Origin of the sequence: Gordonia sp. KTR9, assembly GCF_000143885.2 — a bacterium.
Classification (GTDB): Bacteria; Actinomycetota; Actinomycetes; order Mycobacteriales; family Mycobacteriaceae; genus Gordonia.
Genome location: NC_018581.1, coordinates 1,545,732 through 1,561,266, shown reverse-complemented (window position 1 = coordinate 1,561,266; position 15,535 = coordinate 1,545,732). Strand labels below are relative to the sequence as shown.

The window sequence follows — 15,535 nt, the reverse complement described above, 5'->3', positions numbered from 1 at the left end:
TCAGTTCTCCTTGCTGCCGGCGGGGTTCTTCACGACGCCGTGCGGGTCGTAGAAGCCTGGGATGCCAAGCGCGGCGCCGATCGCGGCGAGCGCGTCGACGACGGTGCGGTTTCCGAGCTGCGCCCAGCCCGGGAACGATTTCTCGATGTCGACGACCTTCCGGCCGTCGGGCGCGGTCTTGTAGACGAGGTCCCGCGCGCCGACGAGCTGCTCGCGAACGTCTTTCGTGTCCGAGCCGATCGCCGCGTTGAACGCCCGGGTGAACTCATTGATCTTGTCCACGTCTGTTGCCATGGTGGTGCCTCCAATTCCGAAGAGAGTTCTGAGTTGTGGGATGGACAGGTCGGTGTAGTTGGCGTCGCACGGCCCGAACGGGGCGCACGGCACGCGGTCGGAGTACTGGTGCGCGAACCGGTTCGGGTACGAGTACGACTCGCCCGGTCGGACGCCGTAATGCGGGACGACGAGCGGGACGTTCCCGCGCGACTGCCAGAGGGCGGGGTCGGCGCGGGGGTTGTAGTAGCCGATCACCCGGGATCCGCCGAGCCACTGACGTATGCGGCGGATTTCGTCGTTGATCTCGGCGGAGTGGTCCCGGTTCGGGATGGCTCCCTGCGAGGAGCCTGCACCGGATTCGACGTCGACCATGCACACGATGCGCGGGTCGATGCGGCCGTTGCGTATGACGACCTCGCGCCAGAGGTCGCAGTTCGCGGCGCCCGGGCGGAAGAAGTAGTACGGGATGACGATGTCGAGGTCGCCGCGGTTGAGCGCTGCCAGCGCCCAGTCGAGGTTCCAGGCGGCGTTCTTGTCGCGCTGGTCGCCGCTGTTGGTGCGGAACGAGAACACCCGATGCGGGTACTCGTCGTTCGCGAGACGCTGGAACTGCGAGACATCTGCCCAGAAGGTGCCCATCAGCGGTTCACCGCTTTATCTAGGACCGCGGCCAGTCCGTCGGTGAGCGTGCCGTCACCGAGCTGGCCCCACCCGTCGAACTCGCCGGCGTCGCGAGCCCCGGCGCCGCACAGCTGCTCTCGGTTGTCCTTCGCGTCGGAGCCGATCGGCGCCATGAACGCCTGAGTGAACGCGTTGACCTTCGCGGCATCGAGCGCGGTCTTGCCGACCGAGCCCTTCAGCTTCCCGTCCTCGATGCGGCGATGCACGAAGTCGATCAGCCGATCGGACGCGCCGTCCTTGAACGCGGTGCCGTGGTTGAGCTGGAAGTGCATCTCGTCCTTCCGCGACCAGTCCGCGCCCCAGAAGATGACTCCTTCGAACTCGGCGAGGCCCCGGCGGATTGCAGCCACGCGCTCGGGGAACACGCGGGCCATCCGGTCGCCGCCCCACGGGTACTGCGGGGCGTTGATGTCGAGCGCGGTGCCCGACAGGTGATTCGACGTCGACACGTCGTTCGTGTTCGACCAACCCCATGTCGACGAGACGATCTCGCCCGGGACGTTCGCGTCGTACCAGTGCGCGAAAGCCGACAACGCCTCGAAGGCGTACCCCTTCCGGACCGGCGCGGTGTCCATGAACGCGAGCCCCTGGATCAGCGCGCACTCGTCTCGGTTGACCATGCGCCAACCGTTCTCGGAGTGCGTATTGCCGTATGCAGTGCGGAAACTCATCGTGGGTCAGCCCCTCTCTATTCGGTGGTGGCAGATTCGGTGGGTGTTGCCGGAGGCGGCGGGGGTTCGGCGGGCAGACCGCTACCGGTTGGCCCGCCGAAGCCCAGCGCGCACACCTCGACGAGTGGGGTGTGGCGTTTCCATGGATCGGTGACCTCGGTGTAACCGTTCGGGTCGAGGCCGTAGTTGTATCCCGGTTCGTAGTAGGGGTTTTCGATGGTCCCGACGATGCGAACCCAGTTCGATGGGAGCCCGGTCTGGCCTCCGGATCCGTAGCTGGCGGTGAAGGTGACGCCGGGGATTTCGTCGAGCGCGAATGTGGTGTCGGCCATCAGGCGACCTTTCGTCCGGTGAACACTGGTGACGCTCCGCCTACGTGGGTGATCTGAGAGCGGGCCGGCATCGCGAAGTTTGAAGATCCCGTTGCCCCGTAGCTGTTGCTCGGGAAGACGGGCACCGTCGCCGATGCCCCAACGCGCACCTTCTGTCCCGCAGCGAGGTAGATCTCGGTGGGCACGCCGGACGGGAACGGACCCTCGAGCGGGCTGCCGTCGACGTAGAGCTGCCACGGCGTCAATCGGTAGGCGTTGCGGACGTCGTAGGCGTCGTCACCCGCGACGTCTTGGGAGTTGTCGCGGTTGCTGCTGGTCGCTTTGATGCTGTACCAACCGGATTCGATGATCGTGACTTCTCCGGCGCTCACGTCGACCGTCACGGCGCTTGCGAGATCGGCGATGGTGTAGAAGCCGGTGGGCATCAGCGCAGTGGCGCCGTGGGCGACGGATAGTGCCACTTCGGTGGCCGAGCCTCGCCGCAACCTCCATGCCGGCGTGGTCACTGCGCCTCCTGGCGGGAGCCAGTCTGCCATGGCGAAGGACGCGATGCGCCACGACGCGATCGGTAGGCCGAGGAAGTTCGTGTCTTTGCGCTGTGTGAACCCGGCGCGGCGGAATCCTGCGCCCTTGGAGGCGCTGGCGGGCGAGTCGGTCCAGTCGATGACCGCGGTCCCATTGACGAGCACATAGTAGTTGTCTCCCGAAGTTCGGAGCCGGAGGATGTCGCCCTGATTGTTGGTTCGCGATCGCGAGTACCACGGCGTCCACGTCCAGGCGGTGCCCGAACGGGTGAACCGGCCAATCTGGATCGTCGATCGGTTTGCGCGGGCGAAGACGCCTTGGGTCTTGCCGGGATCGCAGCGCACTTCGACGCTCGTCCACTGGTCGTCGCTGGTCCTGGTGCCCAGCACAATCGACGCCGACTGGGTGTCGGTCTCGTACTCGTACTGCGAGACCTTGTGGTAGTAGCCATCGGCCGATCCCTCAGCGACACCGGCGAATCCGCTGTCGCCACGGATGACGATCTCCGGTGACCCCGCCCAGTCGCTCGACGACAGCGGGTCGCCGTCGGCTCCAGAGAAGATCGTCGACCACGCGAATCCGTTGAAGTCGGGGTTCGATGTCTCGTTCTGCAGGTCCTGGATCTGCTGCTGGGCGGCCATTGCGATCTTCTGCGCGGAGTCGGCCAGTCCGAGCAAGTCCGCGATCTTCTGGCCTGCGTTTGCGATCGCCCCGGCTCCGGCCGCCACACCGCCCGCAATATTCTCGGCGAGTTGCTCGACGCCGGACGCGGCGGCGATCGACACATCCTCGAACCACGAGCCCGCAGTGCTCTCCCCCTTCAGCGTCTTCTGCATGTCGTCCCAGAACGAATCGACCTCGGCGGGAGCGGCATCGAGCCCGCCGGGACGGCCGGTGAAGACCTGCAGCACACGCCGCACGGGCGCGAACAGAGCCTCGATCGCGAGGAGGATTAGATTCTCGCCTTCGTACTCGCCTCGCAAAGCCGCCAACAGCTGGTCGAGGCTGGGCAGGCCGAGGTGGGTGTCGAGCCACGCGGCGAACTCGTCGACGCCGGTGAGATCGATGCCGACGGTGTCCTTCAACCACTGCACGAACGTCGCCCGAATGTGCTTGAGCGCGTCGGTGACCCGGTCGCCGGACGTCTCGATCGTCTTGTCGAGGTCGGTGAAGTCGAGGAGCCCCTGCAGGGGGTCCTTGTCTATGCGGCTGCGGGTCCGCTGGTCTACGACGCGAGGCATGTCAGCTCACCGGGTAGCAGCGAATCGCGAGCTGGGACCATGTCGCGTCGATCGTGTACGACCCCGACCCGCCGGTGCGGCGGGCGATCACCCACACGGTGACGGCCTGATTCGCCGGGATGCGGCCGACCTCCGACGTCGGTGACACAGCGCGACCCGGATCCGCGTCGGACGAGAAGTGCGGCGCGATGTGGCTGACTGTGGTCGTGTCGAGCGTCGACGGGTCGTAGGGGCCGAGCCCGACGATCGGCGCCGACCCCGGCACCGACGGCGAGCCAGTCACCGCCTCGATGCGGACCTCGATCTGCACCTGCGCCGATCCGATGTTGCTGCGACGCCACCGGACGTGACCCATCACGTCCGGGTACCACGCGACCGGCGCCGCAGGGATGACGAGCTGGGCGATGATCTGCTCCCCCGCCGAGTAGCTGCCGCCGGCGAACGCGTTCTGCGGGATCGTGTACATCGTCGCCGCATACGGGGACAGGTCACCGGGCTTGAATTTTGATGCGGCAGAGTCCCATACGATGCCCTGACCATCCAGCGGAGCCGCTGTGTTGTCGTAGTCCGATGCGCCGATGATCGTCGAGTTGTCGCCTTGCGGACCCTCTATGCCCGGGATCTTCAGATGGAAGTGCGGCGACGAGTCCGGGCCGGACACCTCGACCTCGACCTCCCCGTACGGGCCGGACTCTGCCGGCTCGACGAGCTCGGCGGTCATCGACACATCAGGGGTCGGCCCGGGCGGGCCGGCGAGCGAGCCCTGCTCCTGCCGCCAGGCGGTGCCGGTCCAGATGTACCAGAACCCGCCGATGTACCAGGCCCGGCCGGCATCCGGGGCGCCGAGCGTGTTCTCTCCTGCATACAGCGCCGACGAGGTGGAGTAGCCGTGCGCCCACTGCGGCCGGATGATCGGCGACGGGGTGCCCTTGTCTCCCTTCGCACCCTCCAGCGCGTCGAGGGTCAGCACGCCCTCGCTGTCCTCGAGGGTGAGTGTGCCGACGACGGTCTGCGGGTCGCCCGGTTTGCGGGGAATCGCGTAGAACCGTAGGCGGACGGTGCGGTCGCCGATGTGGACGGGCTCGTCGGGCAGAACAGTCATCAGTCCTCCTGATCGGTGTCGTTGACCGCTGTGAACGCGGTGCTGAACTGCTCGGCGACGCGCCGCTTCACCTCGGGCGACAGCCGTTCGGTGAGCGCGTTGACGATCTGACGGGCTTCGGCGTCAGCCTGGGTCTCGGAGTGATCCTCGGGAAGGTCCTCGCGCATCACCCATTCGACGGAGTCAGCGAACTGTCCAGCCTGGTCGGGGATTTTCACTGACACGATGTACGCGCGGTCGTCGTCGACGTAGACGCCGGCGAGAGCGGCGTGCACGGACCACAGCTGCAGCAACGATTCGTCGATGTAGAGGATCGCCCCGTTGGGTGCGACGCCGTCCCGCATCGCGTCGGCGATCTTCTCGGCACGCGCGGTGATTTCCGCGATCTCCTCTTTCGTGAACCGTCGATCATACGGAAAGTCTGCAAATACTCTGTCGCCCAATTGTTTTCGCCTTTCTAGAACATGTCGCCGGCGTTAATGATGGATGCGGCGAAGTTCGCGACGTCGCCGATGGTGCGGAACGCGCGAATCAGGCCGTCTTCTTCGCGGGTGTCGTCGCCGAGAGTGAGGATCGGGCGGGTGGTCTTGCCCTTCTCCCGGACCCGTTTGATGCCCTTGACCTGGTCGGTGTAGAGGATCCCGCGGCGCTCGATGTTGACGCGTTCGCCGAGCCCGAAGTCCTCGCCGAGGACGAACGGTGCGACGTCGCTGACCTCGTGCTCCCACGAGATGTACGCGCGGTTCTTGTAGTCCCCTGCCGCCAGGGCTTGCAGCGTCGACACCGAGAGTCCCGACGCCGCGCCGGACTCGAAGTGTTCGTTTCGGGCGTACGGTCCGGCGGCCGCCGACGCGAACGGGTTGTGGTACTGCGCGAACGCCATGAACACGTCGTCGAGCTGACCCTGGTACAGGTTGTCGAGACCTTCGGTGCCCGCGCTCGTCCCGACCGATGCGCCGACACCGTAGGAGATGACGGTCGCGAGCTGAGACAGCCCGTACCGGATGGCGAAAGTGATTGCCTGGTTGAGCCACTGGGGCGATTTGCCGCCGACCACCGTGGTGACCGCGCGCCGTTTGTGAATGTTCATCACCGACCGGCGGACGTTGCCGTGGTCTGCGTCGCGGTAGGTGAACGGCGACGGTTTCGGCGCGACCATGAGCAGCTTCCGGATGAACGGATCGGGCTCTGAATCGTTGTCTGCGTCGAGGTCGAGCGGCACGATCGTCGACGTGAGGAGGTCATCGAGCGTGGCGGCGACCAGGTTGAGCGCGCCGTCGATCGCGGTGCCGGTCGGACCGTCGACACCGGAGTGGTCTTCCCACGCGAGGATGACACACGCACGCCGCGGCTTCAGCCGCTCGGCGACCTCCGGACCGAAGATCGTGTACGGGGCAGGGTCACCGGGCAGCCACGTGTACGCGCGATTCGTGACGCCGGCGTCCTTCAGCAGCGGAGCCTGCGCCGTTTCGAGGTTGCCCCACCGCGACGACAGAGTGCCCCACCGCGTCTGATCGAGCAGCGGGTTCATCGGCATGACCTGGACCGGCCAGTTCAGGATGTGGGTGTTTTCGAGCCACGTCTTGGGGCTGAAAAGATTCCGCGGGATCGGCGAGAACCCGTTGAGCGTGTAGATGCGGAACAGGTTGATGAACGCCGTCGAGCAGCAGGTGAACGCGGTCGGCCCGCCGTTGAGGAAGATCTTCGGCGCCTGCACCTGCATCGGGCTGATCGGGTTGGCGGCGATCGAAATGAAGTTCGGGTGATCCCGGAAGCTGGTGCACTTCAGCGTTGTTCGGGTTGGCTGGCCCTGCTCGACAACGTCCTCGATGTCGTCGATCCATCCGCCCCACCGCGACTTCCAGTCGTGCGGTTTCGTGCGGTCGGGGTCGACGGTGATCATGAGGTTCTGGTCGTACGGGATGTCGTGGGTGACGAGCTTGCGCAGCCACGCGTACTCGTCGCCCACGATCACGGCTTCCGCGCCGCCGACCTTGTCGTCGAGCTCTTCCCACTCCGCGCGCTCCGGGTCCTCGATTCGGGCGAGGACCCGGAAGTCTTTGTCCCAGATCCGGATGAGCGGTTCGGTCGGAGGCCTCTGCAGGTAGGCGTAACGCCGCGCCTCGAGAGACGCGACCGTCGACGCGGTCACTTCAGAAGGCATGATCGAACCTCTGCGGCACCACGCACCAGATGCGTGCACCGACCCGCGAGTGCGCGACTTGCAGCGTCGCTTCGCTGCCTGCAGGGATCGGCACCGAGAATCCCTGGCCGGTGAGTCGTTCCAGGACGGTGAGTCCGCGCTCTCCCGCGTTGCCTGTGATGATCGACAGCAGTTCGGAGTTCCGGATGAACTGCAGCCACGGGTTGTCGACAGGGTCGGTGTCGGCGATCGCGATGCGGTGCGCCGGGTCGGTGTCGATGAGGGTGTGTTCGCCGTCGCCGAGTTCGATGTCGATGACGGTGGGTGGATCCCTGCGCAGCCGCCGGCCACGAGGGGTGAGTTCGCCGCGGCGGAACAGGCCGAGCACCCCGGGCAGGTCGACGTCGAGGTTGGAGTCCTTGGTGATGATCGCGTTCGGCCCGTCCGGCAGCTTCACGCGGCCGCCGCCCTCGCAGATGAAGTACGCCCACGCCGGGATGGAACCCCGGTTGACGACCTTGATCGGGCCGACGCCGGCGCCCTCGTTCTTCCACATGCCGACGACGTCGGGGCGCCGCCACCGCGGCTGACCGGACACGGCCAGCACCATGTCGTGCATCGACAGGTTGTCGCCGCCGTTGGTGGGGTCGTCCTCGTAGATGACGTTCTCGCTGTCGAGGAGTACCGGCACCCACACCTCGCCGTACCGGCGGGTCGACACCGACCACCACGACGGGTCTGTGTGCGACAACCCGTCGAGGAACCGGCGACGGGTCGAGTACCAGCCGAACGCCGAGTCTTCGACGAGCAGCGCCCGGAACGCAATCTCCGCGCGCTCGTCGACCCACCGCTCGAACCGCGGCGCCGAGTTCGCGGTCTCTGACCACACGCCCTTGCCGGGGATCGACCCGAGGCCGTCGATCGGTCCGTTGATCATCGCGCCCTCAGCGCCCGCATACGGGCCCGTGAGATGCCACACCCGGCCGTCGGGGTTGATGAGCTTGTTCGTGATGCCCTCCGCCCGCAGGCGGTACGGCAGGGCATCCCAGGCGGTGTTCTCCGGTAGCGTCACCCGGTCACCGACCCACCGGCACAGCAGCGTTCAGGCGGGTGCGCTGGTCTGGCATCGCCCGGCGGACACGCTTCGCGATCTCATCCGGGTCGCCCTGCGGGTTGTGGACGTGCAACGACGCGTCGATGGGACGCTGCCCGGAACCGACCAGCCCGGCGAACCCTCCTAGCCCGAACGCGTTCGCGGCCATACCCGGCGCCGTCGTGTTCGGGTCCTGCTGCGGCGGCAGCGGCTTCGTCGAGAACGGCACCGACCGCTTATCGATCCACGGCGGCGGCTCCCCCTGCCCCGACATCCACGGCGGCTCAGTGAACTTGATCCCGAGCAGAGCGTTCGTCATCTTCAGGATGCCCAGCTCCGCGGGGTTCGGCAGCCACGACCCGTCGAGGCCGATCGTCTCGAGGACACCGCCGGCGAGGATCTTGCTCAGCTCCTGCACCTCGGAGACGTCGACGTTCTGTCCGTCCAGGACGACGATGATCTGCGGCTTGTCCGACCCGGCTCCTGTCGACCCGCTCCCCCCAGTCGACGTCGTCGAACCGGGCGCCCCGGTGGTGGGAGCGTTCTTCAGCGCGGCCAGGTCGTCCTTGGCCTGCTTCGCCTCGCGTTCCAGACGCTCGAGGTTGTCGCGCGCGGTCTGCTTCGCCGACTCCTTCGCCTTCGGATTCGCCTCGATCTCGGCGAGTTTTGTGCGCGCGACCGCCGCCTTCTTCTCGGCGTCGTCGGCCTTGTCCTGCGCCTCACGCAGCTTCTTCGGGTCCACTGTGGCCGCCGAGTCCGGCACTGTCGGGCTCGGACCCGGACTCGGGTTCGCAGTGCCTCGACGCTGGATACCGGCACGGAGCTTGTCGTCACTCTCACGACCCGCGAGCCCCGACCCCCATGGGCGACCGCCCTCGGCGTTGAAGATCTTCGCCGCGATCTCGGCCTGCTGCTCCGGGGTGGCCTGCCCGGCCGTCGGTGCGTACTTCGTGCCGCCGTACCTGGCCCACGTGCCCTTGGCGATCTGAAACCCGCCCGACGCTTCGTTGCCGCCTGAGTTTGCGTCGATGACCTCCTGCTTGCGGTCCATTCGGCCGCCCGACTCACGCTTGAGCAGTCGATCCCACTCCGGGTCGGTCGACGAGTAGGTGCCATCGGGGTTCCGCTTCAGCGGGATCGTGTCCACCGTCGGCGCCGGCGGCGACGCTGGCGGTGGGCTCGTGCTCACCGACGTCGCCGCTGCGGGCGCACCCGACGTGAGCGACGTCCCAGCCGCCGAGGTCACCGATGCTCCGGACGACGCGCCCTCCGCGGCCGCGGCTCCATTCCAATTGCCGAAGATGCGTCGCGCGATCCACTCGCCGAGCGTCATCGCCTTCGGGCCCGACGCCGCCTCACCGCTGACCGTCTGCGCCGCAGTGCCCGTTCCGACGGTGACCTGGTCGATGACCGTCGGCTGCTGAGGCGCCGCAGACGAACCGAACGCGAAGCTCTGGCGAGTGTGCACGTGGTCGGTGTGGTCCGCCCAGTCCGCGCCGTAGTAACCCGGTTGCGACGTTCCGGGACCGACCATCTCGCCGTTGGCGACGCCGATCTTCTCCCCGGTCTCAGGGTTCATCCAGATGACCTGCTCGAGTTCACCGCGGATGCTGCGCAGGTACTCGGCGAACCGCTGCATGTTCGACGTCGGTCCGGACCAGTCGATGCCCTTGTTCTGGCCGTCCTTCTCCTGATGGCCCGCGTAGGTGGTCGCCTTCACGCCGAACTGTCGCTCAACGTCCTGGACCCACGGCACGTTGACCGGGCCACTGGACCCCACCGGCAGCCCGTACGGTTCGCGACCAGCGACGCCACCCGTGGCGAATGCCGGGACCACCGCCCGCAGGGCCTCGAGCAGCGGCACACCGCGGTTCAGCCGAGCGAACATCGGCCAGTACTTCGCCGTCGACTTCGCGGTGTTGACGGACTCGCTGTTCGACAACAGCGACGGAACCATGTCGTCGGTCGGCCCGCCGGCGCCGCGCACCATGCCGATCGCACGCTTGAAGAAGTCCGACGGCCGGCCGCCGTCGGCGAGGCGAGGGATATCGGGCAGGCCGAGGGTGAACCCGGCGAACTTCACCGGACCGAGCTCGAAGCCGGGGATCTTGAACTCGATCCTGTTCCAGCCGTCGATGATCCAGTTCACGGCGGCCTTGAACGCATTCTTGATGCCGTCCCACATGCCGGTCGCCTTCTCGGCGATCTTCGCCGGTAGCCCACCGACGAAGTTGACGACGGCCATGAACCCGTCTCGGATGCCGGTGCCGACGTTCTTCACCGTCTCGACCAGCCGGTTCCACACGCCCGAGATGAGGTCACCGGCGATCTGCACGCCGGTCTTGAACGCCTCGATCACCGGCTGGATGAGACCCCATGCGAAAGCGATCGCGTCCTTGATCCCGTTCCACACCGGGACGACGACGTTCTGCCACAGCCAGTTCAGCACTGTGCCGATGCCACGGAACACCGCGAGCCCTGCATCGATGTAGAACTTGATGCCGTCCCACGCGAACCCGATCGCCGCCTTGATTCCATCCCAGACGGGCTGAACCACGCTCTGCCACAGCCAGTTCAGGACATCGCCGATACCGCGGAACACGGCGAGTCCGGCGCCGACGATGGTCTTGATGCCCTCCCATGCGATGGAGAAGACGTTCTTAATCTGGTCCCAGTACTTGGTGACGAGCGCGACGACGAGACCGATCGGGCCGCCGATGATGGAGACGATCAAGCGCCAGTGGTCGCGGACGAAACCGATCATCTTCCCGACACCGTCGGCGATGCCGTCCCACACCTTCTGCAGCCACGGCCACGCGGTGTCGCGGAACCAGTTCACGACGGCCATCGCGGCGCCCTTGATGGCGTTCCACGCGCCAGTGACGATGTTGCGGAACGTCTCGGAGCGCTTGTAGAGCATCACGAGGCCTGCTGCGAGAGCGGTGAGCCCGGCGATGATGAGACCGATGGGGTTTGCGACTAGCGCGAGATTGAGAATTCTCATCGCGATCGCGGCCGCCTTGGTGGCGATCGCCCAGAGCTTGGTCGCTGCGGTGACGATCCGCAGGTTCTTGAGCATCCCGAGGATCTTCCCGCTGGCTCCGGCGAGGCCTGCGAGGATCGCGGGTCCGAACAGTCCGGCGAGACCCACTGCGAGCAGGCCGGCTTCGACCTTGTTTTCGCTGATCCAGCGGACCATCGACGACAATCCGTTCGCGACGGCAGTGACCGCGGTGACGAGGCCCGAGAAGATGCCGAGCAGGACCGGTCCGAGAATCGGGGTGAGCTTCTGCACTACGGCGACCGTGGTCTCGAAGCCGCTGGTGATCTTCGGCCACACCGCGACGAAGGTGTCGCGGATCTTCGTGATGAACCCCTGAATTTCCTCGGAGTTCCACGCCGCCTTGACCTTGTCGCCGAACTTCTGGATCGCCTCGACGCCCTCGGCGCGGAACCACTTGATGCCGGACTGCATCGAACCGAAGAGCTTCGTCACGATCGGTTCGAGCAGGATCAGAACGTTGTTCTTCATCATCTGCCAGGCACCGGACATGGTGGTGATCGCGCCACCGGCATCCAGGATGCCGCCCTCTTGCTCCTCGACCGACTTCTTCAGCTCGTCGACGTTCATCCGCCCGGACTTGATGGCCTGGATGAACTGGCCCGCCGACTTCGTGCCGAACAGGCCGCCGGCCTTCTCGAGCGCCGCGGACTCCTGGCCCGACCGGATGAGGCCCTGCAGTTCGGTAATCGCCTGTCCGAACTTCTCTTTGACGTTCCCGCCGCCCTTGGCGAGGTTGATCATGGCCTTGTTCAGACCGATTGTGACCTGCTCGCCGCGCACACCGGCTTTGTGCAGCGATCCGAGCATCAGCGCGGTGTCGTCGAGCGACATCCCCATCGCCTTGAACTGCGGTGCGCCCTTGCCCGCCATCGCGGCGAGCTCGCCGATGCCTATGCCGGTCGCGGTCGACACCTTGTACAACCGGTCGAGCTGGTTCGACATGTCGCCCGCGGGGACGCCGAAGGCGCGCATCGACTGTGTGAATGCACCGACGTCGACACCCCGTCCAAGGGTGTCGAGCTTCATCATCCGCTTGGTGAGGTCCTCGAGCGGCTGGCCGGTGAGGTCGGTCTTCTTCGCAACGTCGGCGATCGCGGATGCGATGTCGGTCATCGCTTTTGGCGATTCCTTCGCGATACTGCGGACCGACGCGTTCAGTTCGTCGAGGCGTTCCCCGGTGGCGCCGGTGGTGAACGCGATCGTCTTGTTGACGTTGGCGAAGGTGTCGCCCATCTCGATGAGCGATGAGGTGATGCCGGAGATGTTCATGCCGGCGCCGAACCCGATCCCGGCGGCGATGGTCTTGCCGAATCCCTTCGCCTTCGCGGTGAGGTCGTCGTACGCCTGGCCTGCTTTGCTCGCGGCGCGTTGGGCGAGCCCGTTGGCGTCGGCGGAGTTCTTCGACGCACGCGCAGCCTGGTTCTCGGCGTCGGCGGCCTGCTTGGCGGCGGCGGCGTGGTTCTTCTCGGCCTGCGTGAGTGAGCCGGCCGCGTTCTTGTGGCCGTTCTTCGCCTGCGTCAGATCACGTTCGGCTTTCGCCACCTTCTCCTGCGCGGCGGCCAGTCTTCCGGCGTCGGTGACACCGCGGTCGCGGAGCGCCTGCAACTGGGCCTCGGCGACGCGCAGTTTCCCGGCCTGGTCCTCGACCTTCTTGTACGCCTGGGCGACCTTGGTGGTGGCGGCGTCGACCTTCGACTTGGCACCAGCGACACCGTCGGCGATCGCCGACCCAGCGTCCTTGCCGGCCTTCGCGGCCGCGTTCTTCAGTGGAACACCGAGGTGACTCGCGATGTCCTTGGTGATCCCCTCGAACGCGAGGGTCACCGGCAGCATCGCGTAACCGACGTTCTCGCCACCACCACCTTCAGCCACTCAGATCACCACCTTCAGATCGCTTTCGCGTTCGCGCGGGCCTGGGCGACCTGCGCGGCGACGTCGCCGCCTTGCGCGTTGTTGTGTGCTCGAGCGCGCGCGAGTGCTGCCTCGCGCCGCTTCTCGCGGTTGGACTGTTTCTCTGCCCGGTCGTCCGGTGTGGACTCGTCGACGGGTGCGTGACGTTCGGGGTAGTCGATGCCGGCCATCGCCTTCACCAGTTCAGCGAGGAGATGGGCGTGCAGGTCCCACTTGCTGCGTCCGTCCGAGAAGTGCAGGGACAGTGCCGATTTAGCGGGAAGGAAGCGGACGCGGACGTAGATCATGCGCAAGGTGAGTCTGCGCATGCCGTCGGGGTGCCGACGCCATCGGTCGCGGTAGTCGATCGTGTGGAACGCCGACAGGTCCGCTTCGATGAGGTCTTCGTGTAGCTGGAGGAGCGCCAGGAATCCGCGCAGCACCGAGAAGGTCGGTACTGCGCGGACCACCGGCGCGACTATTTTCCCGTCTCGTTGAAACCGGAAGCGTTGGCGACCTTTTGAGACATCTCCTTGAGGTTGCGCACCTTCGGGTGACGGGTCTTGAACACCGCGTACTGGTCGTCACCGAGGACGCCGCGGAGCACACCGGTGGGCGCACCGTTCTCCGCGGCTTCGAGGGTGTCGATCGACCAATCTTCGACGGACGCCGGAACCGTGTACTGGTGGCCTTCGTAGGAGACCGTGATGGTGTCGGCGCCGATGGCCTCCGCCTCGACGGCCGAGGTTGCCGAGACCCCCGAGGGTGCCGAGGCCTTGATGTCGTCGAAGTTCTCCGCGACGAACTCGGAGACCGCCTGCATCTTCTCGACCGACCCCATCTCCTCTTTCTGCTTGGCCATCTACTTGCGACCGCCCTTCGGTGCCGGCGCGGTCTTCTCGACGGGCGCGGGCCCGGCTCCGTCGTCTGTCGGCGGTTCGGTCGGCGCGGCGGCCGCGGTGGTAGCGTCGCCCTGCGCATCGGTCGGAGCCGACTCGACAGCCGCGTCCGCTGCTGCCTTCTCCGTTGCATCGGCGGCGGCCGCGGCCTGGTTGAGTTCGCGGGCGCGCTCGCCGCCGGACTCGACGTCGGGTGTCTCCACCTCCTCGACGACCTTCGCGACCTTCCGCTCCTCGACGAGCACCTGTGCCGACAGACGATCGACGCGCAGTGTGTCGCCCTCCGCGTGGTCGCCGTGGTTCTCGGTGAATTCGATTTCGATCATGGTCAGGCCGCCTTCTGCACTCGGTAGAGCTCCTTGTTGGAGTCGGGGAAGATGCGCGAGTCGAACTCGTAGCCGTCGACCTGGCCCTCGACCTGGTTCCAGTTCGGCGCCCAGATGCGTGCCTTGCGCTTGGAGATGTAGCGCTCGACGCCGCCGTCCTCGTCGACGAGCTGGAACGCGATGTACCGGTTCGCGGGCTTCGGCACGACGATCTTGGTGTCGTCTGAACCCGGCCAGATGAGACCGAACGTGGTCTCGTTGTCCTCGAGTGCGGTGAACTTCCGGGTGTCCTTGAAGTCCTTGCTCGACACCTTCACGGTGCCGTAACCCCACGCGGGGATGTCGGTCTCCGACCACTCTCGCGAGTCCTGGAAACCGCTGTCACCCTTGAGGAGTCCGACGTACTTCCAGTCGGTGGGCCACGGATCGGTGATCGTGGCGGGCAGGGTGGCAGGGGTGGCGCTCGTCGACGGCACCCCGGTTCCGGTGAAGATCAGGACGTCTGCGCCGTCCCACAGCTTGACATTGTCGGCGTTGCCGGCCATGTGCATCTCCTTCTGTTGGTGCTCCGGGCGACGGCGCGCACGGAACGACACCCGGCCGCCGGGTGACGGTCGGGACGAATCTTGTTGGGCCTCAGGTGGTGACGTGGATGCCCGCGGCGTTGGCGCCGCGGGAGATGACGCCGTCGGCGGCCTGCGCGTAGGCCGGGACTACGACCGCAGCGACTCGACGGTCGGTCTGGTATTCCTCGACCTTTACGGAGTCGGGATCTCCGCCGGTCTCCGACATCTGGGCGCGTACGGCGTCCGCGACCTTCTCGGCCGCGGCGATGGCTATCCGCTGTGCCTCGGCGCTTTTCGCGATGCGAGCGATGGCGGCGTTGTTGATCTTGAGCGTCGGTTCGGCCATCAGAGCTCCTCGGTTCGGGCGTGGATGGTCATGAGCGCCGACGCGATGTAGGTGCTGGTCGCGGAGTCACGGCTACCGATGACCCCGCCGGATGATCGGCTGATGACGATGCCGGTCAGCTTCGCGGTGTGGAGCAGGCCGACGGCGGTGCGGACGACGGTCCGCGCGGAATCGGGACCGGCGGCGCGCGCGGTGACCCGAATCGTGTGGTCGGACTTGACCGGCCACTGCACTGGTCCGCTGTCGTCGGCGATGACGACGAGCGGTCGCCCGTCATACGACCAGTTCCGCGGCACACCGGTCGCGATGTCGGCCGACGGCATGGCAGTTTCGAGCCAGTCGGCGAGTCGCGGTGCCGGGTCGGCCTGTACGCGAACCAC

At 66.5% G+C, this 15,535-nt stretch carries 15 protein-coding genes; all 15 read right to left on the bottom strand.

Annotated elements, in window-relative coordinates; all coding sequences use genetic code 11:
• A complete protein-coding gene (locus KTR9_RS07895; RefSeq protein WP_014925947.1) occupies positions 1 to 915 on the bottom strand; it encodes a hypothetical protein in 915 nt (304 codons plus the stop codon).
• Positions 915 to 1,628 (bottom strand): M15 family metallopeptidase, encoded by a 714-nt coding sequence (locus KTR9_RS07890; protein WP_014925946.1) that lies wholly within the window; start codon positions 1,626 to 1,628, stop codon positions 915 to 917. Before KTR9_RS07890 ends, KTR9_RS07895 begins: the two co-directional genes overlap by 1 nt.
• A gap of 17 nt (positions 1,629 to 1,645) precedes the next feature.
• Positions 1,646 to 1,960: a hypothetical protein gene (locus tag KTR9_RS07885; protein ID WP_044506239.1), complete on the bottom strand. Its 315-nt coding sequence runs from the start codon at positions 1,958 to 1,960 to the stop codon at positions 1,646 to 1,648.
• Positions 1,960 to 3,726 carry a DUF7257 domain-containing protein gene (locus KTR9_RS07880; RefSeq protein WP_044506237.1) on the bottom strand — a complete coding sequence of 589 codons (1,767 nt, stop codon included), beginning with the start codon at positions 3,724 to 3,726 and terminating at the stop codon, positions 1,960 to 1,962. Before KTR9_RS07880 ends, KTR9_RS07885 begins: the two co-directional genes overlap by 1 nt.
• Position 3,727: 1 nt before the next feature.
• The gene (locus KTR9_RS07875) at positions 3,728 to 4,828 is read right to left on the bottom strand and encodes a hypothetical protein (protein ID WP_014925944.1); all 1,101 of its coding nucleotides are present in this window, start codon (positions 4,826 to 4,828) and stop codon (positions 3,728 to 3,730) included.
• Entirely contained in the window at positions 4,828 to 5,271 is a 444-nt protein-coding gene (locus KTR9_RS07870) for a phage gene 29 protein family protein (RefSeq protein WP_014925943.1), read from the bottom strand. Before KTR9_RS07870 ends, KTR9_RS07875 begins: the two co-directional genes overlap by 1 nt.
• Positions 5,272 to 5,285: 14 nt before the next feature.
• Positions 5,286 to 6,992, bottom strand: coding sequence for a Gp37-like protein (locus KTR9_RS07865; RefSeq protein WP_014925942.1), 1,707 nt, complete (start codon positions 6,990 to 6,992; stop codon positions 5,286 to 5,288).
• Entirely contained in the window at positions 6,982 to 8,043 is a 1,062-nt protein-coding gene (locus KTR9_RS07860) for a hypothetical protein (RefSeq protein ID WP_014925941.1), read from the bottom strand. Before KTR9_RS07860 ends, KTR9_RS07865 begins: the two co-directional genes overlap by 11 nt.
• Positions 8,044 to 8,047: 4 nt before the next feature.
• Positions 8,048 to 13,000 (bottom strand): phage tail tape measure protein, encoded by a 4,953-nt coding sequence (locus KTR9_RS07855; RefSeq protein ID WP_014925940.1) that lies wholly within the window; start codon positions 12,998 to 13,000, stop codon positions 8,048 to 8,050.
• Between the two features lie 14 nt (positions 13,001 to 13,014).
• Entirely contained in the window at positions 13,015 to 13,488 is a 474-nt protein-coding gene (locus tag KTR9_RS07850) for a hypothetical protein (protein WP_014925939.1), read from the bottom strand.
• A gap of 8 nt (positions 13,489 to 13,496) precedes the next feature.
• Entirely contained in the window at positions 13,497 to 13,880 is a 384-nt protein-coding gene (locus KTR9_RS07845) for a hypothetical protein (protein ID WP_014925938.1), read from the bottom strand.
• Complete coding sequence (locus KTR9_RS07840; RefSeq protein ID WP_044506230.1) at positions 13,881 to 14,243, bottom strand: hypothetical protein; 363 nt, start codon at positions 14,241 to 14,243, stop codon at positions 13,881 to 13,883.
• Between the two features lie 2 nt (positions 14,244 to 14,245).
• Positions 14,246 to 14,788 (bottom strand): hypothetical protein, encoded by a 543-nt coding sequence (locus KTR9_RS07835; protein WP_044507735.1) that lies wholly within the window; start codon positions 14,786 to 14,788, stop codon positions 14,246 to 14,248.
• A gap of 91 nt (positions 14,789 to 14,879) precedes the next feature.
• Positions 14,880 to 15,155: a hypothetical protein gene (locus KTR9_RS07830; RefSeq protein WP_044506228.1), complete on the bottom strand. Its 276-nt coding sequence runs from the start codon at positions 15,153 to 15,155 to the stop codon at positions 14,880 to 14,882.
• Positions 15,155 to 15,535, bottom strand: a complete 381-nt coding sequence (locus KTR9_RS07825; protein ID WP_049942581.1) for a hypothetical protein — start codon at positions 15,533 to 15,535, stop codon at positions 15,155 to 15,157. Before KTR9_RS07825 ends, KTR9_RS07830 begins: the two co-directional genes overlap by 1 nt.

Bases quoted from the DNA above. Each gene is read 5' to 3' on its own strand.
- KTR9_RS07895 (WP_014925947.1), bottom strand. From the start codon at position 915: ATGGGCACCTTCTGGGCAGATGTCTCGCAGTTCCAGCGTCTCGCGAAC.
- KTR9_RS07890 (WP_014925946.1), bottom strand. From the start codon at position 1,628: ATGAGTTTCCGCACTGCATACGGCAATACGCACTCCGAGAACGGTTGG.
- KTR9_RS07885 (WP_044506239.1), bottom strand. From the start codon at position 1,960: ATGGCCGACACCACATTCGCGCTCGACGAAATCCCCGGCGTCACCTTC.
- KTR9_RS07880 (WP_044506237.1), bottom strand. From the start codon at position 3,726: ATGCCTCGCGTCGTAGACCAGCGGACCCGCAGCCGCATAGACAAGGAC.
- KTR9_RS07875 (WP_014925944.1), bottom strand. From the start codon at position 4,828: ATGACTGTTCTGCCCGACGAGCCCGTCCACATCGGCGACCGCACCGTC.
- KTR9_RS07865 (WP_014925942.1), bottom strand. From the start codon at position 6,992: ATGCCTTCTGAAGTGACCGCGTCGACGGTCGCGTCTCTCGAGGCGCGG.
- KTR9_RS07845 (WP_014925938.1), bottom strand. From the start codon at position 13,880: ATGGCCAAGCAGAAAGAGGAGATGGGGTCGGTCGAGAAGATGCAGGCG.
- KTR9_RS07840 (WP_044506230.1), bottom strand. From the start codon at position 14,243: ATGATCGAAATCGAATTCACCGAGAACCACGGCGACCACGCGGAGGGC.
- KTR9_RS07835 (WP_044507735.1), bottom strand. From the start codon at position 14,788: ATGGCCGGCAACGCCGACAATGTCAAGCTGTGGGACGGCGCAGACGTC.
- KTR9_RS07830 (WP_044506228.1), bottom strand. From the start codon at position 15,155: ATGGCCGAACCGACGCTCAAGATCAACAACGCCGCCATCGCTCGCATC.